This is a genomic window from Rhizobium sophoriradicis, assembly GCF_003939025.1.
Lineage (GTDB): Bacteria > Pseudomonadota > Alphaproteobacteria > Rhizobiales > Rhizobiaceae > Rhizobium > Rhizobium sophoriradicis.
Window position 1 is genome coordinate 410,555 of the sequence record NZ_RQIH01000001.1, and the last position, 22,489, is coordinate 433,043.

20 protein-coding genes are annotated in these 22,489 nt (G+C 62.8%); 11 read left to right on the top strand and 9 right to left on the bottom strand.

The features are described 5' to 3' along the window. Window position 1 precedes the first annotated feature (1 nt). Window positions 2-1,198: a Tm-1-like ATP-binding domain-containing protein gene (locus EFR00_RS02020; RefSeq protein WP_077994186.1), complete on the bottom strand. Its 1,197-nt coding sequence runs from the start codon at window positions 1,196-1,198 to the stop codon at window positions 2-4. Between the two features lie 130 nt (window positions 1,199-1,328). Here EFR00_RS02020 and EFR00_RS02025 point away from each other — a divergent pair, with 130 nt between their 5' ends. The 7 genes from EFR00_RS02025 (at window position 1,329) to yghU (ending at window position 7,823) form a co-directional block, all read left to right on the top strand. Continuing rightward, window positions 1,329-1,982 carry a GntR family transcriptional regulator gene (locus EFR00_RS02025; protein ID WP_077994183.1) on the top strand — a complete coding sequence of 218 codons (654 nt, stop codon included), beginning with the start codon at window positions 1,329-1,331 and terminating at the stop codon, window positions 1,980-1,982. A 79-nt stretch (window positions 1,983-2,061) separates the two neighbouring features. Next, window positions 2,062-3,315 carry an ABC transporter substrate-binding protein gene (locus EFR00_RS02030; protein WP_077994180.1) on the top strand — a complete coding sequence of 418 codons (1,254 nt, stop codon included), beginning with the start codon at window positions 2,062-2,064 and terminating at the stop codon, window positions 3,313-3,315. Next, window positions 3,315-4,310 (top strand): carbohydrate ABC transporter permease, encoded by a 996-nt coding sequence (locus EFR00_RS02035; protein ID WP_077994174.1) that lies wholly within the window; start codon window positions 3,315-3,317, stop codon window positions 4,308-4,310. The genes EFR00_RS02030 and EFR00_RS02035 overlap by 1 nt, the downstream gene beginning before the upstream one ends. Continuing rightward, complete coding sequence (locus EFR00_RS02040) at window positions 4,307-5,134, top strand: carbohydrate ABC transporter permease (RefSeq protein WP_077994168.1); 828 nt, start codon at window positions 4,307-4,309, stop codon at window positions 5,132-5,134. Before EFR00_RS02035 ends, EFR00_RS02040 begins: the two co-directional genes overlap by 4 nt. Before the next feature lie 2 nt (window positions 5,135-5,136). After that, window positions 5,137-6,228, top strand: coding sequence for a Gfo/Idh/MocA family protein (locus EFR00_RS02045; RefSeq protein WP_077994165.1), 1,092 nt, complete (start codon window positions 5,137-5,139; stop codon window positions 6,226-6,228). Between the two features lie 16 nt (window positions 6,229-6,244). After that, window positions 6,245-6,625: a cupin domain-containing protein gene (locus tag EFR00_RS02050; protein WP_077994162.1), complete on the top strand. Its 381-nt coding sequence runs from the start codon at window positions 6,245-6,247 to the stop codon at window positions 6,623-6,625. Between the two features lie 319 nt (window positions 6,626-6,944). Then, a complete protein-coding gene (gene yghU / locus EFR00_RS02055) occupies window positions 6,945-7,823 on the top strand; it encodes a glutathione-dependent disulfide-bond oxidoreductase (protein ID WP_077994161.1) in 879 nt (292 codons plus the stop codon). A gap of 80 nt (window positions 7,824-7,903) precedes the next feature. On the opposite strand, the gene EFR00_RS02060 is transcribed toward yghU, so the two are convergent. The 5 genes from EFR00_RS02060 to EFR00_RS02080 are packed head-to-tail and all read right to left on the bottom strand — an operon-like array spanning window position 7,904 to window position 13,872. Beyond that, complete coding sequence (locus EFR00_RS02060; protein WP_040142947.1) at window positions 7,904-9,418, bottom strand: ABC transporter substrate-binding protein; 1,515 nt, start codon at window positions 9,416-9,418, stop codon at window positions 7,904-7,906. 19 nt (window positions 9,419-9,437) lie between these two features. Continuing rightward, window positions 9,438-11,147 (bottom strand): dipeptide ABC transporter ATP-binding protein, encoded by a 1,710-nt coding sequence (locus EFR00_RS02065; protein ID WP_077994158.1) that lies wholly within the window; start codon window positions 11,145-11,147, stop codon window positions 9,438-9,440. Then, a complete protein-coding gene (locus tag EFR00_RS02070) occupies window positions 11,144-11,995 on the bottom strand; it encodes an ABC transporter permease (RefSeq protein WP_077994156.1) in 852 nt (283 codons plus the stop codon). Before EFR00_RS02070 ends, EFR00_RS02065 begins: the two co-directional genes overlap by 4 nt. After that, window positions 11,992-12,930, bottom strand: coding sequence for an ABC transporter permease (locus EFR00_RS02075; RefSeq protein ID WP_040112919.1), 939 nt, complete (start codon window positions 12,928-12,930; stop codon window positions 11,992-11,994). The genes EFR00_RS02070 and EFR00_RS02075 overlap by 4 nt, the downstream gene beginning before the upstream one ends. A 51-nt stretch (window positions 12,931-12,981) precedes the next feature. Next, window positions 12,982-13,872: a proline iminopeptidase-family hydrolase gene (locus tag EFR00_RS02080; protein ID WP_009992900.1), complete on the bottom strand. Its 891-nt coding sequence runs from the start codon at window positions 13,870-13,872 to the stop codon at window positions 12,982-12,984. Between the two features lie 128 nt (window positions 13,873-14,000). Between EFR00_RS02080 and EFR00_RS02085 the strand changes: the two genes are divergently transcribed. Both EFR00_RS02085 and EFR00_RS02090 read left to right on the top strand, forming a co-directional pair. Then, window positions 14,001-14,798, top strand: coding sequence for a helix-turn-helix transcriptional regulator (locus EFR00_RS02085; protein ID WP_037146061.1), 798 nt, complete (start codon window positions 14,001-14,003; stop codon window positions 14,796-14,798). 61 nt (window positions 14,799-14,859) lie between these two features. Beyond that, entirely contained in the window at window positions 14,860-15,762 is a 903-nt protein-coding gene (locus tag EFR00_RS02090; protein ID WP_077994643.1) for a proline iminopeptidase-family hydrolase, read from the top strand. A gap of 11 nt (window positions 15,763-15,773) precedes the next feature. On the opposite strand, the gene EFR00_RS02095 is transcribed toward EFR00_RS02090, so the two are convergent. Then, window positions 15,774-16,688 carry an acetamidase/formamidase family protein gene (locus EFR00_RS02095; RefSeq protein WP_077994154.1) on the bottom strand — a complete coding sequence of 305 codons (915 nt, stop codon included), beginning with the start codon at window positions 16,686-16,688 and terminating at the stop codon, window positions 15,774-15,776. A gap of 176 nt (window positions 16,689-16,864) precedes the next feature. Between EFR00_RS02095 and EFR00_RS02100 the strand changes: the two genes are divergently transcribed. Further along, window positions 16,865-17,119 carry a type II toxin-antitoxin system Phd/YefM family antitoxin gene (locus tag EFR00_RS02100; protein ID WP_004677292.1) on the top strand — a complete coding sequence of 85 codons (255 nt, stop codon included), beginning with the start codon at window positions 16,865-16,867 and terminating at the stop codon, window positions 17,117-17,119. Continuing rightward, on the top strand, window positions 17,116-17,538 hold the full coding sequence (locus EFR00_RS02105; RefSeq protein WP_077994152.1) for a type II toxin-antitoxin system VapC family toxin: 423 nt from the start codon (window positions 17,116-17,118) through the stop codon (window positions 17,536-17,538). The genes EFR00_RS02100 and EFR00_RS02105 overlap by 4 nt, the downstream gene beginning before the upstream one ends. 15 nt (window positions 17,539-17,553) lie before the next feature. On the opposite strand, the gene EFR00_RS02110 is transcribed toward EFR00_RS02105, so the two are convergent. Further along, complete coding sequence (locus EFR00_RS02110) at window positions 17,554-21,027, bottom strand: AAA family ATPase (RefSeq protein WP_077994149.1); 3,474 nt, start codon at window positions 21,025-21,027, stop codon at window positions 17,554-17,556. Then, a complete protein-coding gene (locus EFR00_RS02115) occupies window positions 21,027-22,295 on the bottom strand; it encodes a metallophosphoesterase family protein (protein ID WP_040142935.1) in 1,269 nt (422 codons plus the stop codon). The genes EFR00_RS02110 and EFR00_RS02115 overlap by 1 nt, the downstream gene beginning before the upstream one ends. Window positions 22,296-22,489: the final 194 nt, after the last annotated feature.

Consider the following 22,489-nt stretch of genomic DNA (forward strand, 5'->3'; position numbering starts at 1 on the left):
CTCAGGCATGGATGTCATGGAAATTGGCGACGAGTGCCGCGGCGAATTCCTGGCTGTTGATATGGGCGTCGATCTCGACGAGACGCCTGTTTTCCGCATCACGCCAGCCATCGCGGATGGCCGTAAACAGCGCCGCATCGGCGTCCGGATCGTGGAACGGCTGACCGGCGGCATCGATCGCCGACACGCCTTGCAGCGGCAGCAGGAACCGGACCGGCCCCTGCATCCGGTTCAGCCGTTCGACGATGAAAGTGCCGATCCGGCGATTTTCTTCCGGCGTGGTGCGCATCAGCGTCACCTGCGCATTATGGACATGCAACCTCCGATCTTGGAAAGCCCCAGGCACGGTTTCCCGCGCGCCGAAATTCACCATATCGACGGCGCCGACCGAGCCGATATAGGGCAGGCCGGTGCGAATGATGGCGCCAAAGCGATCCATGGTCGCCGGGAAGACGCCGCCGACAAGGAGATCCGGAACCTCCGTCGTCGTTACATCAATTACGCCCTGCAGCAGGCCGGAATCGGCAAGCTTCTCCATTGACTGGCCGCCGACGCCGGTGGCGTGGAAGACGTAGATTTCGTGCGTCTTGCCGAGTATCTCGCGCACCTGCGTGACACAGGCTGTGGTGACGCCGAACATGGTCATGCCGATACCCGGCCGATCATTGCTCGAGGCGGGGATAGGATTGCGGGCCATGCCGGCCGCTGCGTTCGCCGCATTGCCGATCACCTTGCGCGAAATGGCATTCAGGCCGGCGACATCGACGACCGAATACATCATGGTGATATCGTTCGGCCCGACATAGGGCGCGACATTGCCGGAGGCGACGGTCGAGACCATCAGTTTCGGCAGACCGATCGGAAGTGCGCGCATTGCTTCCGTGACGAGTGCGGTATTTCCGGTACCGCCGAGGCCGAGGACGGCGCCGATATCGCCGCGTGACGTCAGGAAGGCCGTCAGCGCCTTGGCCATGGCCGAAACCGCCGTTCCGCGATCCGTTTGCCCGAGGACAGCCGCCGCACCCTCGGGATGAAATTCGGCGATGTCGCGCGCCCGGATATCGGCGCCGGCATCCTCCCCAAGCGTGCCGACATCGACCAGCACGGCATCGGCGCCGGCCGCATTAATCACCTCCTGGGCGTAGCGCAGTTCCGCTCCCTTGGTGTCGCAGGTGCCGATGACATAGACCTTTCCCATTGCTTTTCCTCCCCTTTTTGAACTTTCCCTGTGTGTTTTCGATAAAATTCCCGATTTTGTATTTTCCATATTGTATATTCTTTTGCATATTGCATACTTAATCCTCGAATGCCAGACGGAAATGGAGACCATGAACGCACCGCGCCACCTCACCCTTCGCGAGCGGATCTACGAGGAAATCGTTCGCCTGATCGTCTCCGGGGAATTGCCGAGCGGCGTGTCGATCGATGAAAAGGAACTGACGGAACGGCTGCAGGTCAGCCGCACGCCGTTCCGCGAGGCGATCGGCACGCTGGCTAAGGAGGGGCTGATCGAGATCAAGCCCTATCGCGGCTTCTTCGTGCGCAGCTTCACGCCGAAGGAGATCGACGACCTCTATAATCTGCGCAAGACGCTGGAATGCTTCGCCGTCGAGCTCGCCGTTCCACAGATGAGCGACCGGCATATTGCCGACTTCGAACGCATCCTCGATGAGGCAGTGGCCGCGCTGCGCCGCGGCGACATGGAGACTTACGGCACGCGCGACAAGGAATTTCACGAGACGATTGCCGAGCTTTCCGGGAGCCTGCCGCTGATCGAGACGCTGGCGCGGCTCGCGCTGCAGATACAGATCTGCCGCTCGATCGCCAATGAAAGCCGCGATCTGGCCAAAAGAGCCGCCGAGGAGCGCGATCAGATCCTGCAGGCTTTCAAGGCGCGCGACATTGCCCGCGCCAAGGCGCTGATGCACGCGCATATCAGCGATGTCCAGCAGGCCGTCATGGCGCGGTTTCAGAAGGGTTAGCCGGGGAAATCGAAGGAGAGGGAGGTCTCCTTCGACAATCTAAAAACTTGGGCCGGGGAGCGGTCCGGAGGAGGGAACAATGCTGAAATTTCTTACCCGCGGCTCGGCACTGGCGGCGATGATCGCCGCAAGCTCGCCGGCGCACGCCGAAACCCTGAAAATGTGGGGTCCCGAACAGATCACCGAACCGTTGGTCGCGCAGCTCTGGAACGGCATCAAGGCCGATTTCGAAAAGGCCAATCCCGGTGTGACCGTCGAATTCATGCCGCCGACCGGCACGATCAGCAACGGCGCGGTGCAGGCCGCCATCCAGTCGGACGCCGGTCCCGACGTGATCCTTACCAATTCAGGCATCGGCCGTATCAGCGTCGTCAAAAACGCCAAGCAGGTGATCCCGCTCACCGAAGAATACGAAAAGCGCGGCTGGAAGGACCAGATCTATCCTTGGCTTTACACCGAGCTGAAGGGCCAGTTCGGCGGCGAGATCTATGAGGTTCCCGATGGGCTCGATGCGCTTGGTATCTGGTATCACAAGGACATTTTCGAGCAGGCCGGGTGGAAGATCCCGTCGACCTGGAGCGAATTCGAAACGCTGATGAAATCGATCGAGGAGGCCGGCCTGCAGCCGATCGCCATCGGCCCGCGTACAACAGGCAGCGCCGGTCATCTCTTCGGCAACCTGCTGCAGTCGGCGAGCGGCAAGGAGGTGATCGGCAAGGCCTTGCGCCGCGAGATCGCCTGGGACGACCCGTCCGTCGCCGCCGGCGCCGTCCGACTGCAGAAGCTGGTCGAGGCGGGCGACATCAAGAAGGAGATGGCCGGGCTCGATCTCGATGGTGCCTCGCGGCTCTGGTTCAACAAGCGCGCCGCCATGTTCGTTGCCGGCCCCTGGTTCACCGCCAATGCCCGCAAGGCCGGTTATGACCTGTCGAATGCCGGTTATGCGCCGATGCCCTCCGACATCAAGGGCGCGGCGATGCCGACCGGCGGCGTCGGCTGGAGCTGGCTGGTGCCCGTGAATTCGAGGCAGCCGGAACTGGCGATGAAATGGATCGACTTCATGCTGTCGGATGCGGTGATGAAGAAACGCGCGCAGGATCCGGCAAGCACGATGATCTATCCGCGCGAAATCCCCGGCGTCGAGCCGCCGACCCCGGTACTCAAGGATATCTTCGCCGCAGCCGCAGGCGGCGTCGGCTACAACCCGAGCGTCTATCTGCCCGGCACCGTGCTCGACACCTATTTCCAAGTCATCCAGGGCCTGATCTCCGGCCAGATCGGCGGCGAGGAAGGCATGAAGCAGATCCAGGCAAAGATGGCAGAGGCGAAATAGTGGCCATCCCCGAAACATCAGGCAGCAAGGTCGTGGCTCCTCTCAGCACCGGACCTGCCGCGGCGGGACATACGGGCGGCACATCCGTCCGTATGTCCAAACGCCGGGCGGCCGGGCCCAGCTCAGCCAATGGCGATGCCGGCACCGCATTCTGGCTGATGGCACCGGCGCTCGGCCTTTACGCCGTCTTCACCCTTCTGCCGATCGCCGCTACCTTCTGGCTGAGTTTCAACAGTTCGGCCGGCTTCAACACGTCCGCGAGCTTCGTCGGCTTCGGCAATTACGCGAAGGCGGCGCATGATCCGATCGTCTGGAAGAGCCTCGTCCATACGTTCGTTTGGCTCGCATACCATGTGGTGATGGCAGGCGGGCTCGGCCTGCTGCTGGCGCTCGCCGTCAGCCGGCTCAGGATCACCCAGGTCTTCTTCCGCACCGCCTTTTTCCTGCCGCATCTGGTGTCGCTGGCGGTGGTTGGCGTCATCTGGGCCAATATCTACGATCCCTTCTTCGGCCTCCTGAACACGACGCTGACGCGGATCGGGCTTGGTTCCTTCACGCAAGGCTGGCTTTCCGATCCCGCCTTGGTGCTCTTTTCCGTCAATGTCGCAAGCTCGTGGCAGGGCTTCGGCCTCTACATGCTGCTCTTCATCGCCGGCCTGCAGAATATCGACCGCTCGCTCTACGACGCGGCTGAGGTGGACGGCGCCAACGCCTTCCAGCAGCTGATCCATGTGACGCTGCCGGGGCTTCGCGAGGTGATGACCTTCGTCGTCTCTCTGGCGATGATCAACGGCCTGAAGGGCTTCGCCACGGTCTTCGTCATGACCAATGGCGGCCCCTTCTACCAAAGCGAACTGATCACCACCTATATTTACCGGCTCGCCTTCCAATCCCAGGATCACGGACTGGCAGCGGTCCTCTGCATCCTGCTCAGCCTGCTGGCCATTGTCATCACCATCGTCTTCAACCGCTGGCGCGCGAGGCTGTCCCAATGAGTGCCCGCAATCGCGAATGGCCGGTGGCGCTGGCGCTGACCCCAGCGCTGATCCTGATCCTTGCCCCCTTCATCTGGCTGGTGATCTCGAGTTTCAAGACCGAGGCCGAAATCGGCCAGGCCGATCCCTTCACCTTGCCCGCCGATCTGATGTGGCGGAACTATCTGGATGCCTGGCAGATCGGCGGATTCGGCGACCTCCTCGGCAACAGCCTCATCAACCTTGTCGGCGTCGTCGCCTTGTCGCTGATTACCTGCGCGCCTGCCGGCTATGCCCTTGCCAAGATCCGATTTCCTGGCCGCGAATGGCTGTTCTACGCCTTCATCCTCGGCCTCACCGTGCCGGTCCAGGCGATCGTCATTCCGCTCTATCAGGTGCTCTTCGGGCTCAACCTTGTCAACACCCTTGCTGGAATCGTGCTGGTGCAGGTGAGCAACGGCATTCCCTTCGGCATATTCCTGATGCGGAGCTTCTTCATCGGCGTGCCGGATGACCTGATCGAGGCCGCCAAGATCGACGGCGCCTCGCATATCCAGATCCTCACCAAGGTTTTCCTGCCGATCTCGACGCCGGCGGTGCAGGCGCTCGTCATCATCAGCGCGCTCTCCACCTGGAACGACTTCTTCCTGCCGCTGATCGTGCTGATCAGTCCGGAGGTGCAGACGCTGCCGCTCGGGTTGGTCCGTTTCGCCAGCACCTATGCGTCCGATTACCGCCTGGTCTTCTCCGGGACGGTCATTTCATTCCTGCCGATCATTCTTCTCTACATCCTGATGCAGCGCCGCTTCACCGAGGGTCTGACGCAGGGAGCAATCAAGGGCTGACCATGTCGCACCACGTCCAGCGGGAAATCCGCTACAATTTCGAATTCGACCACCGCATCAAAGCCTGCTTTATTGGCGCCGGCGGCCATGCCTACCGCAATATCTACCCGGCCTTGCGTTATGCCCCGGTCGAGCTCGCCGGCGTCTGCGATCTCGATCTTTCCCGCGCCGAAAAATTCGCCAAGCTTTTCGGCGCCGGCAAAGCCTATACCGATCACCGCCATATGCTCGAGCAGGAAAGACCGGAGCTGGTCTTTCTCGTTACCGCCTATCATCCCGACGGCCGGGTGCAGGCAACGGATCTGGCGCTCGACGCGCTTGCCGCGGGCGCGCATGTCTGGATGGAAAAACCGACCGCCGCGACGATGGAAGACATCGAAAGGCTGCAGGCGGCCAGTGCTGCGGCCGACCGCATGGTGATGACCGGCCTCAAGAAAACCTTCTTCCCGACGATCGAGAAGCTCAAGGACCTGATCGGCTCGCCCGGTTTCGGCAGGCTGACCTCGATCAATGTCCGTTATCCCCAGAGCCTGCCGAAGCCGGAAGAGCGCGCCGATCTCGTCAGGATGCAGAGCTTCCTCGACCACATCTTTCATCCGGGCGCGATCCTCAATTTCCTCGGCGGCGAGATCGAACGCGCCAGTTATGAATGGGAAGCGCTGACGGGGGCCACCGTCACCAGCCTGCGTTTCCGCTCCGGCGCGATCGGCACGCTGCACCTTGCCGCCGGCCAATCCGGCGGCAGCATCTTCGAGCGGGTCGAGATCATCGGCGAAGGCGCCAACGCCATCGTCGAAAACGGCAGCCGGCTGACTTACTTCCGCAAGGCGGACCTGCCGTCCTATGGCCGCGCCGCAAGCTTCATCCAGCCGGACGAGAATGCCGCGCTCATCTACGAGCCGGAGCATTCGCTCGGCCAGCTCTACAACAACAACCTCTTCTATCTGGGCTACGTGCCGGAGATCCTGCATCTGACGGATGCGATCCTTTCCGGCACATCGATCACCCGCGGCACACTCGAAATTGCCCGCGAGATCATGAAGCTCTTCGAATTCTATCGACGCGCGGATGCCGGCGTCACCACAAATTTCTGAACAGGGAAAGACGACCTTGACCGAGACAGATGTCATTTTCAGGAAAGCCGGCGGCGAATTCATGCCGACCACATGGGGCGAACTCAACTGGAAGATCACTGGCGACGGCACGCCCGGCGCCGAGATGACCTTCGGCACCTGCCGCATCAATCCCGGTGAGCGCAACCAGCTGCACTCGCATCCCGATTGCGAGGAAATCCTCTACGTCATCTCCGGCAACTGCGAACACAAGCTTGGCGATGCCCTTTACCGGCTCGAAGCCGGCGACGCCATCCGCATTCCCCGCAACGTCCGCCACTGGGCGCGCGCCCTCGGCACCGAACCGCTCTTCGCCCTGATCATGTTCTCCTCCGGCACCAGGACGGCTGTCAATCATGAAGGCGAGGGGGCGGCCTGAGCGGAACGCTGCGTCCCGGCACGGCCGATCCCCGCGAGCGGGTCAGCTACGGCATCAGGCCGGATCAGTTTGTCATCGCCGACCAGGAGACACCTTGTGGGCGGCCAGCGAACGTCTGTTTTCGGCCTTAACGGGCAGGCGTCTTGCCGAAGCGGACGCCTGAACCGCCGTTTTCTTGAGCTTTGCCAAGACTCTGACGATTGCGTGAAACAGGTCCGAGACCTGTGACAAACCCTCATCGCCTCTGCTATGTCAAGGAAAATGCGGGCCGTCCAACCGGGCGCCGCGCTCTATCCGACCAATGCCAGGAGTTTGAAAGATGAGCGGTTCTTCCGATTACGTACCCCCGAAGGTCTGGACCTGGAACAAGGCGAATGGCGGCCAATTCGCCAACATCAATCGCCCGATCGCAGGGCCGACGCATGAGAAGGAGCTCCCGATCGGCCGTCATCCACTGCAGCTTTATTCGCTCGGCACGCCGAACGGCCAGAAGGTCACGATCATGCTCGAGGAACTGCTGGCGCTTGGCCATAGCGGCGCGGAATATGACGCCTGGTTGATCCGCATCGGCGATGGCGACCAGTTCGGCAGCGGTTTCGTCAAGGTCAATCCCAACTCCAAGATCCCGGCGCTGATGGACCGCAGCGGCGAAAAGCCCATCCGCGTCTTCGAATCCGGCGCCATCCTCACCTATCTCGCCGAAAAGTTCGGCGCTTTCCTGCCGACTGAGCCAAGCGAGCGCGCAGAATGCCTGTCGTGGGTGTTCTGGCAGATGGGCAGCGCCCCCTATCTCGGCGGCGGCTTCGGCCACTTCTACGCCTATGCGCCGACGAAGATCGAATATGCGATCGACCGCTTCGCCATGGAGGTGAAGCGTCAGCTCGACGTGCTCGATCGCCGTCTCGCCGAAACCGAATATCTGGCCGGCAGCCAATATACGATCGCCGATATTGCCGTCTGGCCGTGGTATGGCGGGCTGGTGAAGGGCTGGACCTACGGCGCGGCCGAATTCCTGCAGGTCGAGGACTATAAGAACGTCCAGCGCTGGGCCGATGCGATCTTCAGCCGCCCGGCCGTGCAGCGCGGACGCATGGTCAACCGGACTTCCGGCGAACCGTCGGGTCAGTTGCATGAACGCCACGACGCCAGCGACTTCGACACCAGGACGCAGGACAAGCTCGCGGCGGCCGCCGAGTAAGCACGCCCCAGCCAGGTGTCGCAGCAAAGATGAAGCTCCGCCGCCTTTACGGCGACGGAGCATTTGCATGCTGCCCGAACTCAGTTCTTGACCGTATCCTCCAGGAAGAATCGGCCGAGCGGGTTCTGGTAGAAGTTCTCGATATTCTTGCGCGTGACGTTGATATAGGGGCTGTAATAAAGGTCGATCCAGTTGACGTCGTCCTTGGACATCTTCTGCAGATCGACATACATCGCTTCACGCTTCTTCGGGTCGAGCTCGAGACGCGCCTTGGCGACCAGTTCCTTCACCGCCTCGTTCTTATAGTTGGTCAAATAGTTGTTGTTGGAATCGTGGCCGAGGACGAAGGTGGTCTTCTGGTCCGGATCGAGAATGTCATTGGTCCAGTAGTTGACCGAAATGTCGTAATCGCCGGCAACGAGCATGTCCCATTCCTGGCTCGGATCGACCTTCTGCAAATTGGCGGTGATGCCGGCCTTCTGCAGCTGCTGCTGAACCAGGACGGCCGTCTGCTCGTCGACTTCGTCGCCGGCGCGCACCAGATAGTTGAGCGTCAGGTTGGAGGCGCCGGCGGCCGCCAGCAACTCCTTGGCCTTGGCGGGATCATAAGGCCGCTGCAGATTGTCGGCGTAATAATAGAGCGCCCCCTTCGGAATGTAGGAATTGGCGACGGTGCCCTGGCCGAAGGTGACGGTATCGACGATCGCCTTCTTGTCGATCGCCAGATCCAGCGCCTGGCGGACTTCCTTCGTGGCGAGCGCGCCATGCGCATGGTTGATCAGCAAATGATCCTCACGCGTCGAGGCGTCGATAGCGACATTGAGGTTCGGATCCTTCTTCAGTTCCTCGACGCGGGAGAAGGGCACGAAAATCGCCGCATCCAGCTCGCCAGCCTGGACGTTCAGCATGCGGGTATTGTCGTCGGGCACCGAGATCCATTCGACGCCGTCCAGCTTGACGCGGTCGGCCTGCCAGAAATTCGGGTTCTTCTTCAGGATGACCCGGTCGCCGCGCCGCCATTCCTCGATCACGAAGGCGCCGGATGCGATCGGCTTTTCACCGTAGGCGTCGGCGCCCAGCGATTCCATGCCCTTCTTGGAGATGACGGAGGCGTTCGGCAGCGCCAGCGTCGACAGGAACGGCGCTGACGGGTTCTTGAGCTTGATCGTCAGCGTATGCGCGTCGGTCGCCACCGCCGTATCGATCACCTTGTAGGAATCGCTCCAGAGCGAAGCGGGGTCGTCGCGAATGCGCAGCAGGCTGTAGGCGGCGTCTTCCGCCGTCAGCGGCGAACCGTCCGAGAATTTCGTGTCGCGAATCTTGAACGTGTAGGTCAGGCCATCATCCGAGGCGGTCCAGCTTTCGGCAAGACCGGACTCCAGCTTCGTGCCTGTCTTGTCGACGCGGATCAGCACGTCGTAGACGTTTGAGAATACCCAGTTGTCGATGTTCTGGGCTGTTTTGATCGGATCGAACGTCGTCGAATCCTCGCGGCGGCCGATGGTGAGCACACCGGCGGCATCGGCATAGCTTGCGCTGAGCGTCAGGCCGGCGAGCAAGGCTGCGAGCCCGAATGATTTCCACCTGTTTGTCATGAGTTCGTTCCCTTCGTTGTTATGGCATGCGTTTGATGGGCTGGATCGGTATCGATTGAAGATCCTCCCTGCCGCCGGCGCCTTGCAGCAGCGGCTTGTCAGGATCGATGTCGGGAATGGCGGCAATCAGCGCCGCCGTATAGGCATGCTTAGGCCGCGCGAACACCTCTTCGCAGCGGCCTTCCTCGACGATCTCGCCGCGATACATGACGACCACGCGTTCGCAGAGATTGCGGACGATCGCCAGATCATGGGCAATGAAGATCAGCGTCAGGGCCATTTTCGCGGTGAGCTCGCGGAAGAGCTCGATGATCTGCGCCTGAATGGTGACGTCGAGGGCGGCGACGCATTCATCGGCAATGATCATTTTCGGGTCGACGGCGAGAGCCCGGGCGATGCCGGCGCGCTGGCACTGGCCGCCGCTCATGCTGCGCGGTTTGCGGCCGGCGAATTCGCGTTCGAGGCCGACGAGATCGAGCAGTTCGCCGATCCGCGCCGGGATATCCGCCTTGCCCACTTTGCCCTGCACCTTCAGCACCTCGGCAAGCATCTGGCCAATCGTCAATCGCGGATTGAGCGCGTTATAGGGGTCCTGGAAGACCATCGCCGTCTCGCGCCTGAGCTTTGCCAGGCCCGCGCCCTTCTGCAGCGCCAGATCGACGCCGTCGAAGGTGACATGGCCGGAGGAAAGCGGCGTAAGGCTAAGTACGGCGCGAGCAAGCGTGCTCTTGCCGCTGCCGGACTCACCGACGATGCCGACCGTCTCCCCGGCCATGATCCGCAGGCTGACGCCGGAAACTGCGCTGACCGACTTGGCGCCGCCCTTCAGCAGGCCGCCGCCGGCTCTGAACCGCACATGGAGATCGTCGATCTCAAGCAATGGTCCTGGCGGCCGGCCGGCGTCCGCCACCGCGGGCGACGACGCGGGAGTCTCGCCCGATATCGAAGGGTGGCTGTCGATCAGGCTGATCGTATAGGGATGCTGCGGCCGCGCCAGGATCGCCCGCTTCGGCCCCGCTTCAAGAAGCTTGCCGCCGCGCATCACGGCAATGCGATCGCAGGTCTGGGCGACGATGCCAAGATCATGGGTAATGAGAATGATCGACAGGCCGCGCCGGTCGCGAATGTCGATTAGCAGCCGCAGGATCTGCCCCTGGATGGTCACATCGAGCGCCGTCGTCGGCTCGTCGGCGATCAGGATCTTCGGATTGCAGGAGAGAGCCACGCCGATCATCGCCCGCTGCCGCATGCCGCCGGAAAATTCGTGCGGATAGCTGTCGTACTGACGCTTCGGATCGGGGAACCCGACCTGCGCCAGGATATCAGTCGCAGCAGCGCGGGCCTCGCGGGCGCCGAGCCCCTCGTGATAGCGTATGCCCTCGGCGATCTGCTCGCCGACCCGCATCACTGGGTCGAGATGGCTGGTCGGGTTCTGGAAGATCATGCCGATCTCACCGCCGCGCACCTTCAGCATCTCGCCGTCGTCGACCCGCATGAGGTCGCGCCCTTCGAGCAGCACCGAGCCACTGTCGATCTTCAAGAGCGAAGAGGGCAGCAGCCGCACCAGCGAACGGCAGAACAGGCTCTTGCCCGAGCCGCTCTCGCCGACGAGACCGAGGACCTCGCCCTTGCCGAGGTCGAGCGAGACGGCGTCGAGCAGCGTGCGCGGGCCGGAATCGAGATGGGCGCTGACTGTGAGATCGCGCACGGACAGCAGGGAGCCGCTCATTCGTGCACCCCCAGCAACTCGCCGAGCGCATCGCCCAGCATGCTGAAACCGAAGGCGAGGCAGACGATGGAGAGGCCGGGGAACAGGGTGATCCACCAGGCGGTGGTGATGAAGCTCTGTCCTTCCGCGACCATCACCCCCCATTCGGCGATCGGCGGCTGGACGCCGAGACCTAGATAGCTGACGGCGGCGCCGCTGAGCAGCACCAGCGTCGCATCCGACATCGAAAAGACGATCGATCCCGCGATCGCATTCGGCAGCAGGTGGCGGAACATGATGCGCGGGCGGCTGAAGCCGAGGCTGACGGCGGCAACGGCATAGTCGCTGCTTTTCAGCACCAACATCTGTGCCCGGATCAGCCGCGCATAGGACACCCAGCCGACCAGCGCCATCGATATGTAGAAGCTGCCGAGGCCGGGGCCGAGGATCGCTATGATCGACAGCATCAGCACGAGAAAGGGGAAGGCGAGGATGATATCGACGAGGCGCATGAACAGCGCATCGACGATGCCGCCGAAGAAGCCGGCGACCGTGCCGACGGTCGTGCCGATCAGAAAGGGGAAGATGACGCCGATCAGGGCCATCTGCAGGTCGATGCGCGCGCCCCAGATGACGCGGGAAAGGATATCGCGGCCGAAATTGTCGGTGCCGAACGGATGTAACAAGGAAGGCGCCTGCAGCCGCACCTCGGCATTCTGCATGATCGGATCGTAGGGCGCGATGACGGGCGCGCCGACTGCCAGCAGGACGAAAAGCAGCAACAGGCCGGCACCGACGGCAAGCATCAGCCGCCTGCGGAAAAACCTGCGCCAGCCGGGCGATGCAGGGACGATCGCCTCGACGCTCATAACTTCACCCTCGGATCGACGGCGACAGTGACGATGTCGGCGATGAAATTGATGAGCACGGTGGCGCAGGCAAAGACCATGGCGACGCCCTGAACCACCATGTAGTCGCGTGAAAAGATCGCCCTGACAAGCAGTTGTCCCATGCCGGGCAGCGCAAAGACGCTCTCGACCACCACCGTGCCGCCGATCAGCCAGCCGATATTGACGGCAAGCAGGTTGATCGTCGGCACCAGCGAATTCGGCAGCACATGCCGCCAAAAGACGATGCCTTCCGGCATGCCGCGGGCGCGCGCTGCCGTCGCGACATCCGACTTCAGCGCTTCAATCATTGCCGCCCGCAGGCTTCGCGTCAAAACGGTCGAGAGCGACAGCGCCACCGTCAGGCTCGGCAGCACAAGATGGGAAAGCTTGTCGCCGATGGTCGCGCCGTAGCCGGAAACCGGCAGCACGCCGAGTTCGACGCTGAAGAGGATGATCAGCATCAGCCCCAGCCAGAAGGGCGGAAAACCGATGCCGAAGGTCGAGACGATGCGCACCGCATGATCCGGCGCACGGCCGGCATTGCGCGCAGCGATCGCCGCCATCGGCACCGCGATCAGCACCGACAGCACGACGCTGGAGGCGACGAGCGCCAGCGTCGGCTCGATGCGGGTGACGATCAGCTTCAGCACGTCGATCTTGTAGAGGATCGACTTGCCCATCTCGCCATTGGCGAGATTCTTGAGGAAATAGAGATATTGCAGCCACATCGGCTGATCGAGGCCGTACTGGGCGCGGATGCTGGCAAGGGCTGCAGGCGTCGCGCGCGTGCCGAGGATGTTGCGGGCGGGATCACCGGGGATCAGGCGGACCAGAATGAAAGTGATGACGCTGATGCCGAAAATGACGGGCAGGAACTGCAGCGGTCGCGTCAGAACGAATTTATAGCGATGCATGACGGCGATCGCCCCTTTGTCTTCGTCGGCTCCGGTTCGCTCCCTCTTGCATCAGCCTGCCTCGTGCCGGGCCAGGAAATCGAGAAGCGCCGGATAATAATCCTGCGGGTTCTCATAGAACGGCATATGGCTGGCATCGGCAAACACCTTGAGCTCGGCATTCGGGAGCGCCAGCTTCATCCTCAGCGCGCAGGCCGGTGTCAGCTCGTCATGCTCTCCGGTCGTGATCAGCACCGGCAGCGTCAGCCGCGGCAGATCGGGGATGCGGTTCCAGTCCTTGAGGTTGCCGATATAGAGAAACTCGTTCGGCCCCTGCATCGTCTCATAGGGCGCCATGTTCCAGTCGTCGAGCGAGCGGCGGACCGGCGCCGGCCATTCCGGCAGACGGCAGACATGGCGGTAGTTGAGAATGGTGACGGCGGCGAGATATTCGGGATGATTATAGGTGCCCTGCGCCTCGTGCTTCTGCATCATCGAGACGGTTTCGGGACCGAGTGCGGCGCGCAGCCGCTCCAGTTCCGAAATTAGATGCGGCATGTCGGCGACGGTATCCTCGAGAATCAGCGTCTTGAGGTTCTGAGCGTAAGTCAGCGCATATTCGATCGCCAGCCACCCGCCCCAGGAATGGCCGAGCATGTGGACCTTGCCGAGCCCCAGCGCCTTGCGCACCGTTTCCGTCTCCTCGACATAACGGCCGATCGTCCAGAGCGAGGGATCGTCCGGCCGGTCGGAAGCGCCGGTGCCGAGCTGGTCGAAAGCGATGACACGATAACCCTTGTCGATGAGACAGGAATGCGCCTCGCGCAGATAATCGCAGGGCAGACCCGGCCCGCCGTTCAGGCAGAAAATCGTCTCGCTGCCGGTCCCGAAACTGTAGGCAACGACGCGATAGCCATCGACATCGATCTGGAATCGCTCGTCCGGCTGTATTTCACGCCACATTGACCGCTCCGGCAGAAGGTTTCACTTGCTCAATATTTGGGCGTGGTTAATTTTTTACCGGAAATCGCGTTCCGTGCCAGCTATAAGAAGTGATAGGGTAGGGCGCCACGTCGAAACCGGAGCAGCCCATGCTTGACGACATCGGAACGATCAGACGGCAGTTCACAGCGCATGAAACGCTGGACGGCCGGATCGACCAGGCCTTCGAGGCGATGAAGCAGATCGGCTTCGAGGCGCTGATCTACGACTATACGCCGGTGCCCTACGATCTCGACGGCGCGATCATGATACCGTCGCTACTGAAGCTCAGGAACATTTCGGACGACATGCACGATTACTGGTTCGATCGCGGGTACTTCCGCATCGATCCGGTGCAGCAGGTGGCGCTGCGCACCTCCGCACCCTTCTTCTGGAATTACGATCCCGATGCCGACACGCTGATCAAGGGCTTCATGAGCGAGGACACCGCGCCGGTGACGCGCTATCTGAGCGAACGCGACATGTCGACCGGCGTCACCGTCCCGGTTCACATGCCACGCGGCGACTATGCCACCGTCACCGGCATCCGGTTCGGCCGCAACAACGATTTCGAACGGCATGCGCTGCGCTATATTGCCGACTTCAACCTGCTGGCCCATGTCTTCCACGAGACCGCCTATTCGCTTTTCGACCGGAAGGCGAGGAGCGTCGGCACGGTTCGGCTGACAGAGCGGGAACGCGAATGCCTGCGCCATTCGGCAGAAGGTTATTCGGCCAAGGAAATCTCCCGCATCATCGACCGTTCGGTGCCGACCGTGGTCATGCATCTCAATGCGGCGGCAAAGAAACTCGGCGCCCGCAACCGCACGCAGGCCGTCGTACGCGCCACCCATTACCGCCTGCTCGAAGAACGGCCGACGCAGACCTGGCCACCCTATAACTTGTGATAGCTGCCGTCGCCGCTACCGTCGCGTTATGGTCTTCAACAGACCAGAGATGGAGACGCCGGTGACCGAAATCGCGACGAATGAAGCTTATTTGCCCTTTCGCGACTATCGCACCTGGTATCGCATCACCGGCTCGCTGGAGAGCGGCAAGCTGCCCCTCGTCGTCGCTCATGGCGGACCCGGCTGCACACATGATTATGTCGATTCCTTCAAGGATATCGCCGCCCTCGACGGCCGCCCGGTCATTCACTACGACCAGCTCGGCAACGGCAATTCCACCCGGCTTCCTGATAAGGGACCGGATTTCTGGACGGTCGGTCTGTTTCTTGAAGAGCTGGACGCGCTGCTTACCCATATAGGCATCCAGCATCGTTATGCCTTCCTCGGCCAGTCCTGGGGCGGCATGCTCGGCGCCGAGCATGCGGTACGCCGGCCGCCAGGCCTGCAGGCGCTTGTCATCGCCAACTCGCCGGCCAACATGCACACCTGGGTTTCGGAAGCGAACCGGCTGAGGAAGGAGCTGCCGAAAGAGGTGCAGGACACATTGCTCAAACACGAGCTGGCGGGAAGCCTCACCGATCCTGACTACATCGCCGCCTCACGGGTCTTCTATGACCGCCATGTCTGCCGTGTGGTTCCGTGGCCGCCGGAAGTGGCGCGGACCTTTGCGATCATGGACGAGGACAATACCGTCTACCGCAACATGAACGGCCCGACCGAGTTTCACGTCATCGGCACGATGAAGGACTGGACGATCGAAGACCGGCTCGACCGCATCGAGGCGCCGACGCTGCTGATTTCGGGGAAATATGACGAGGCGACGCCCCTGGTGGTAAAGCCCTACCTTGAACGCGTTCCCGGCTGCGAATGGGTGCTCTTCGAAAATTCCAGCCACATGCCTCATGTCGAGGAAAAACAGCTTTGCCTGGCGACGGTTTCCGGCTTTGTGTCGCGCTACGACTGAAGCAGATGCCGTCACGATCGGCGGACCAGCCATTTCTTCGCGACACGGCAGGCCATCGTATAGGCCGGATCGAAGACATTGCCGACATCATAACGCACCACCTGGCCCAGCAGATGGCTTGCCGCCGTTCTGTCGAGGCCGTAATCCGAGGCCAGCCAATTCAGCATCTCACTGGTGGCATGCTGAAGCGCCTGATCGAGGGGCCGGCCATTGCCGATGGTGAAGATGTCTTCGGCGGTTTCTCCGCGCGGCCAGACCAGTCCGGCCTTCTTTTCCACCGTCAGCCGAACCGTGACTTCGAAAGTCGTCTCGACGCCGGTGCCGACGATCTCACCATCGCCCTGCACGGCATGGCAATCGCCGAGAAAGAACAGCGCGCCTGGAGCCGATACCGGAAAACGAACGGTCGTGCCGGGGCCGAACAGGCGATAATCCATGTTGCCGCCATATTCGCCGCTGGTCGCCGTCGAGATCGCCTGACCGAGGCTGGGCGCCACGCCGAAACAGCCGATCATCGGGGCAAGCGGCAGAACGAAATTTTCGAGGCCGGCGACCGGCTCGGATAGCCGGACGGTCAGCGCTTCGCGGTCGATGGCCCAAATCGCCATGTCCCGCGGCGGCAGGTCGCGAGCCGTTTCCGGATCGATAACGTTGGCCGCGACGATGCTTCGGGTAAAGCCGGTACCCCTGGTCGGAAGCATGCTGACGATCTCGACCTTCAGCGCATCTCCGGGTTCGGCGCCATCCACGAAGATCGGGCCGTTCATCGGGTTCGGACCGGATGTCCGCCGGATGCCGTCCTTGTCAAAGCCGATGGCGTCGAGCGTCTCGGTGACGACGGTATCGCCGTCGGCGATATGCAGCGCCGGCGGAAGTGAACCGAGAACATTGTGAAAGCGCGTCGGAAGGAAGCGGTGAGTGGTCATGAGAATACAGCTCTCGCTCGTTTTCGAATGCTAGGGCCGCGGCTGGTCTGCGCGGCGGAGAGTCCAGACTAGATCAGAGATTACCTGGGAAGCCAACACGCCCGAGGCATGCGATCTGACTTGCCTTGCATCCTCCGAATACTATATGTAGGTATGTACCTACATGGAGATGCGTGATGAACGTGACAAGTCTTTCCAGCCGCGAACTCAATCACGACGTGAGCAGGGCAAAGAAGGCGGCGCAAAATGGTCCTGTCATCATTACGGATCGTGGCAAGCCATCTCACGTGTTGATGACCTATGACGAATTCGAGCGCCTCACCGGCAAGCGCCGCAGCCTGGTCGATGCTCTCTTCATGCCGGGTTTGTCAGATATCGACTTCGACCCGCCTCGTGTTGAGATCGCCCCGCGCGGGGTCGATCTGTCTTGAAATATTTGTTGGATACCAATGTTGTTTCCGAATTGCGTAAGGTCGGAGACGGCAAGGCAGATGCCAATGTGGTCGCATGGGCCGGGGCGCAAGACACCGCGAGCTTATGCATCTCCGCCATCACGATCCTGGAGCTGGAACGGGGGATACTCGGCGTGCAGCGCCGTGATGCGGCGCAGGGGGCTCGCCTGCGTGCATGGCTGGAAAATCAGGTGCGGCCCGCATTCGCCGGCCGTATCCTGCCGGTCGATGATGCGATCGCCACACGCTGCGCGCATCTGCATATTCCGGATCGGCGCAATGAAGTGGATTCTCTGATTGCCGCAACCGCCCTGGTTCTCGGCCTGACCGTGGTTACGCGTAATATTAGGGATTTCGAAGGCGCGGGCGTTGCCGTGCTGGATCCGTGGCAGGGCTGATGTCTTTGCGGCCGGTCATGGCAGCTGGTGTATGGTGACATCAGGAACGACGTGTCGCGCGATCTCGCAGAGATGCCAGTGATGCGTGAGGTAGATGACCTGCCCGACCCTTGCCATTGCGCCGAGCAGGCGGAAAACCTCTTCGGAGCGGGGATTGTCGAAGCTCTCCATAATGTCGTCGGCGATGAAGGGCACGGGCGGGCGAAGCGCTGCAAATTCCTCATAGCCCGCCAGCCGAAGCGCGAGATAGAGCTGGAACTGCGTGCCGGTCGACATCGCGTCCGCAAGCTTCGAGCCGCCGTCGCGCGACACGCCGATCAGTATTTCCTTGTCCCGGTCGGGCTGGGTCGTCAGGCCGGAATAGTTGCCGCCGGTGATCAGGTGAAAGGCTTCCGATGCGCGGTTCATCATCGAGCTGCGGTGTTTTTCGCGATAGATGCGCAGCGCCTGTTCGGCCGCCAGCGTGCCGGCGCGCAGCGTCAGATGCCGCACGGCCAGTTCCTCGATCTCGAGGAAGATGGTTCGGCGCTTGGCTTCGATCCGCGCCACCGCATCATCTCCGCCCACGGCCTCGAGCTTCTGCCGCGCCAGCGACACGTCGGAATAGAGAAGCTTGGCCCGCTCGGTGAGATCCTCGATCCGGGCGCCAAGCTCCATCGCATCGCGTTCGACGGCATGGGCGTCGATATCGGCAAGGCGGCGTTCGGCTTCGGAAAAACTTGCCGCGCGCAACGCCTCGGTGATCTGGCCGCGCAAGGTGACGGCGCGCGCCTCCAGCCGGTCCCGCTCCCGCGCCTGGTTCAGGAATGCTTCGACTGAGGCAAGCGAGTCCGTGCCGAAATAACCCGTCAGTTCATTCTTGCGGGCATTGTGAACGGCCAGTTCCTCCTCCAGCGCCCGTCGTTTCTCCAAATGTTTGTCGAGATCCGCATGCCGGTCTGCCCGAAGCTGAGCCGCATGCCGGGCTGCCTCGTGGCGTTCCACCAGCGCATTGGCCGAGGCGAGCGTATCGGATGCCAACCGGCTGAGGCCGCAGTCTGCGAGAAGAGCGGCAATATCCCCGCGGAATTGCTCCTGGTCGCGCTCCATCGCGGCAACGCGGCTTGCGAGGTCATCCCGTTCCTTCAGGATGGCGGGCAGTGTGCCGAGCGCATCCAGCACGGCCCGGACGGCAGCCAACGAGCCGGCTTTGTCGGCAAACCAGGTTCGCGACAGCGCCTCCGCCCACTCCCGGTCCCAGGCCGCGACCGCGGCTTCCGCCTCCTGCCGGTCGCGGTCACGTTCCCTGACATCGCGGTCGAGATCGCCGATCGCCTTCTCGTGCGCCTGTCGCGCCGCCTGTTCGGCTTTGCCGGCGGCTAGCATATCGCTCGCCGCCTGCATCAGCGCGGCGACCGGCAGATCCTCGGCGCCACCATGGCCGGCATCCGCAAGGCTCGCCGCAAGCGTTGCGGCATGGCTGTCCAGTTCGCAGCGAAGCACTTCTACCGCCTCTTCGGCCCGCTGCAGATCGTCCCAGGCGGCCAGCGCCGCGGCTCGCTTGGTGCTCCACGCCTCAAGTGCTGCAATGCGCGCCGCAGCTTTGGCGTCATATTCGATTGCCTCGGGCAGGAGACCGCGGATGCGCTCGGCAAGCACATCATGTTCGGCGCGCGCCTCTCTAAGCAATTCCCTTTGGCGTTCGATCGCTGCCGCCGTTGCCGCTTCGGTCAGGCGGAGCTGACGCAGCTCGGCAAGTTCCTGCGCGCGTGACAGCCGGCCGGCGGACACGACATCGTCCTGGCGCATCCGCTCCTCGAATGTCCGGGCGGTGGCGGCATTCAAGCTGGCAAGATGCGCCTGCCAGGCGGCATCGCGTTCGTCGCGCAGCCTCGCGGCCTCGGCATCGTCGATCGAACCGCCGGCGACGAAAGCCGCGATCCGGGCTTCGGTCAGCGCCTGTTCGGTGCCGAGATCGCGCAGCCGTGCCTCGTGATCGGCAATCCGCTTGTCGATGGAGATCGCCTGGCCACGCCAGGCCTCGGCCTGCCGAGGCTCCGCCGCGCTCGTCCGCTGCAGAGCGACGGCATCACCTGTCCAGGGCGCAAGCTGTGCGAACTGCTTCTCCTGTATTCGCTTCACCTGGGCGAGTGCGCGTTCTTCCATGGTGAGCCGCACCGCAAGGTCAGATCCCGTCAGCCGGCCAAGGGCGGCCTCGACGCGGCCGAGACGCGCGGGATCGACGACCGCGGCTCCGTTTTGCGAGCCGCCTTCCTTGTTCAGCCTTTCGAAATTCTCGCGCGCTCGCACCAGTTCGCGGCCTGCGGCAGCCAGGTTGGCCTCGACGCCGGAACGTCGCTCGATGAGATCGCGGATGATGCCGATCAGCGAGGCGGGCAGCAGCAGCGCCTCGGGCGTCGTATGGCCAGGCTGTTCGAGATCGGCCAGCAGCCGCACCAGCTCGCCTTCCTGTTCGGCCAGCGCCAGCCGGCGCTTCGGCAGGTCGCTCTCAGCCGCGAGATAGCGCGCCCGACCCTGATCCAGCATGTCCATATGCGCAGCGATCGCCAGCGCCTTGTCGTCGATCGTGATCGCCTCGATCTCGTCGGCAAGCTGGCGCAGCGTGCGGTCGGCGGTTTCGACAAGCGCCTGCAGCCGCGTCTCGTCGCGGAAAAGCTGCGGCAGCAGTGTGAACCATTCGGCCGGCGGCCGCGGCAGGTCGCCCATGCCGGCTGCATCGGCGTCCAGCCGCCGGAGTTCCAGCGCCGCCGGCAGGGCGCTGAGAAGACGCGTCAGCTCCTGGTGCCGGGCCTTGGCCTCGGCCAGTTCCCGCGTCGTCGCGGCATAGGCGGCGTCGGCCTGCTCGTGGGTCGACTTCAGGCCCGAATAGGTGGAGGCAAGCGTGTCGATGGCATTGCGCTCGGCCTTCAGCGCTTCGAGCGAGCGTTTGAGTTCCGCCAGTTTCGTGCTCGACGACCGCTTCCTGTAGATTCCATTGGCTTCGTCGACGGCCGTCACCAGCGAACGGCTGAGGCCCGCGAGGCCCGAGCTTGCCGAGAACAGCAACTCGCCGAGCTCGCCCTTGCTTTGGATGATGGCGTTGCCGCCTTCCTTGAGCGACTGGTCGTCGAGCGAGAACATGGTGCGATAGGCCTCGCGGCCGACGCCGCCGAGCGCGCCGGCGAGCAGCGCCTCGTTCACAGCCTGTCCCCGATCATCGACGAGGCTGCCGGTCCGCAATTTGAGCCGCGCCAGCTCGTGCTCCGCGCCACCGAATTCCAGCCGCGCACCGACCTTCATCGTATTGTAGGGATGCAGGAAATTGTAGGTACTGCGCTCGCCTATGCCGTAGAGCAGATCGAGGTAGGCGGCGAAGGTGGTCGACTTCCCCGCTTCGTTGAGGCCATAGACGATGTGCAGATCGGGCGAACCCGGTCGGACCGGGCCGAAGTCGATCGAGTGGTCGGTGAACTTGCCATAACGGATGAGGTCGAGACGGCGCAGGCGCATCAGCTGTCTCCCCGCTCCGCGGCCTTCATCCGGGCGGTGATGTCCTCGGCGCCGTCGGCGAGAAGGCTGTCGATGAAGCATTCGAAACCCGCCTCGTCATGGCCGGCAAAGGCCCGGCTCTCGGGCGGCAGGTCGGCGAGCAGGTCCCTGACCATCTCCCTTACATCGTCGCGAAAGCCGCTGCGGGCGATGACCTCGTCCCGCATCAGCGCGCCGAGTTCAATGACGGGATCGGCGGCGGACTCGGCTGCGAGGATCGAGGGCGCTTCGAAGGCGAGTTCGAGCTTCTCGATCCAGGTCCGGCCGATCCGGTCACTGCGCTGCTCGGCTTCCGCCTGCATGAGGTCGACATCGCGGCGAAGCTGCCAGGAGAGCGGCGTGCGGCCGGAAAGCCTGAGGCGCGTGACGAGATGTGGCGAGGCCGTATGGTCGCGCTGCCCCGCAAGTGCCGCTTCGATCGCCATGGCCGCATCACGCCAATCATCGACACCCGTGAGGTCGACATCGACGCGCTCGAACTGCGCGATGCTGGTGCGCCGCTCCTCGACCGTCACCGTCCGGTCATCCGCCACGGTCACCAGCGACACGGTCTTGACGCCCGACTCGTTGATGTCGCGGCCCTGCGGCATGCCCGGCATGATGATCGTCGCCGTGCCGGGATACTGGCTCCGCTGATGAAGATGCCCGAGCGCCCAGTAGTCGAATCCCGAGGCGTGAAGGTCGAGCACGTTGCAGGGCGCATAGACGTCATGGCCGGCGGATCCGGCAAGGCTCGTATGCATGATGCCGATATTGACCGCTCCCGCCACCGGCGGCTTGTACTTCGGCAGAAGCGGGTCCGGCGCTTGCGGCTTGGCAAAGCTCAGACCGTGGATCGCGATCGACAGGCTGCCTTTCGTCGCCTCCACGGTCTCGGCGTGGCCGCCGAAGATCTTCACCGTATCGGGCATCACCAGCTCCCTGGCGATCCTCGACATCGCATCGTGATTGCCGCGAATCTTGAAGACGCAGATCCCCGCCCGGTGCAGCCGTTCCAGCTGGCTAGCCAGGAAGCGCGCCGTCTTCATCGACGTCTGCTCCCCGTCATAGAGATCGCCGGCGATAACGAGTGCATCGACCTGCTCCTCGAGGCAAAGGTCGACGATCACGATCAGCGCCTGCCGGCTGGCGTCACTCACGAGATCGGCCAGCTCGGCGTTGCGAAGCGCCAGCGACCGAAGCGGAGAGTCGAGATGGAGATCGGCAGTGTGGACGAAACGATAAGCCATGAATGCAGAAATCGCGTTGCGACAGGATGATGAGCCGGTGCCGTCGGACCGATGAACGCGCGGTCGCTGTCACCTGGCCGTGAGCGAGAGAATATGGAGCACGCGTCCAAGGGGCGCGAGCGAAATGGGCCGGTAAAGCCCGCCCATCCACAATCAATGTTGGGCGACCGGCGCCGCTACGGCCGCCGGCGCAC

Excerpts from the sequence above, each read along its gene's own strand:
- EFR00_RS02100 (WP_004677292.1), top strand. The coding sequence starts at position 16,865 with ATGAACGTGACAAGTCTTTCCAGCCGCGAACTCAATCACGACGTGAGC.
- EFR00_RS02065 (WP_077994158.1), bottom strand. The coding sequence starts at position 11,147 with ATGAGCGGCTCCCTGCTGTCCGTGCGCGATCTCACAGTCAGCGCCCAT.
- EFR00_RS02025 (WP_077994183.1), top strand. The coding sequence starts at position 1,329 with ATGAACGCACCGCGCCACCTCACCCTTCGCGAGCGGATCTACGAGGAA.
- EFR00_RS02095 (WP_077994154.1), bottom strand. The coding sequence starts at position 16,688 with ATGACCACTCACCGCTTCCTTCCGACGCGCTTTCACAATGTTCTCGGT.
- EFR00_RS02115 (WP_040142935.1), bottom strand. The coding sequence starts at position 22,295 with ATGGCTTATCGTTTCGTCCACACTGCCGATCTCCATCTCGACTCTCCG.
- EFR00_RS02030 (WP_077994180.1), top strand. The coding sequence starts at position 2,062 with ATGCTGAAATTTCTTACCCGCGGCTCGGCACTGGCGGCGATGATCGCC.
- EFR00_RS02075 (WP_040112919.1), bottom strand. The coding sequence starts at position 12,930 with ATGCATCGCTATAAATTCGTTCTGACGCGACCGCTGCAGTTCCTGCCC.
- yghU (WP_077994161.1), top strand. The coding sequence starts at position 6,945 with ATGAGCGGTTCTTCCGATTACGTACCCCCGAAGGTCTGGACCTGGAAC.
- EFR00_RS02060 (WP_040142947.1), bottom strand. The coding sequence starts at position 9,418 with ATGACAAACAGGTGGAAATCATTCGGGCTCGCAGCCTTGCTCGCCGGC.
- EFR00_RS02080 (WP_009992900.1), bottom strand. The coding sequence starts at position 13,872 with ATGTGGCGTGAAATACAGCCGGACGAGCGATTCCAGATCGATGTCGAT.
- EFR00_RS02045 (WP_077994165.1), top strand. The coding sequence starts at position 5,137 with ATGTCGCACCACGTCCAGCGGGAAATCCGCTACAATTTCGAATTCGAC.
- EFR00_RS02085 (WP_037146061.1), top strand. The coding sequence starts at position 14,001 with ATGCTTGACGACATCGGAACGATCAGACGGCAGTTCACAGCGCATGAA.
- EFR00_RS02070 (WP_077994156.1), bottom strand. The coding sequence starts at position 11,995 with ATGAGCGTCGAGGCGATCGTCCCTGCATCGCCCGGCTGGCGCAGGTTT.
- EFR00_RS02110 (WP_077994149.1), bottom strand. The coding sequence starts at position 21,027 with ATGCGCCTGCGCCGTCTCGACCTCATCCGTTATGGCAAGTTCACCGAC.
- EFR00_RS02020 (WP_077994186.1), bottom strand. The coding sequence starts at position 1,198 with ATGGGAAAGGTCTATGTCATCGGCACCTGCGACACCAAGGGAGCGGAA.
- EFR00_RS02040 (WP_077994168.1), top strand. The coding sequence starts at position 4,307 with ATGAGTGCCCGCAATCGCGAATGGCCGGTGGCGCTGGCGCTGACCCCA.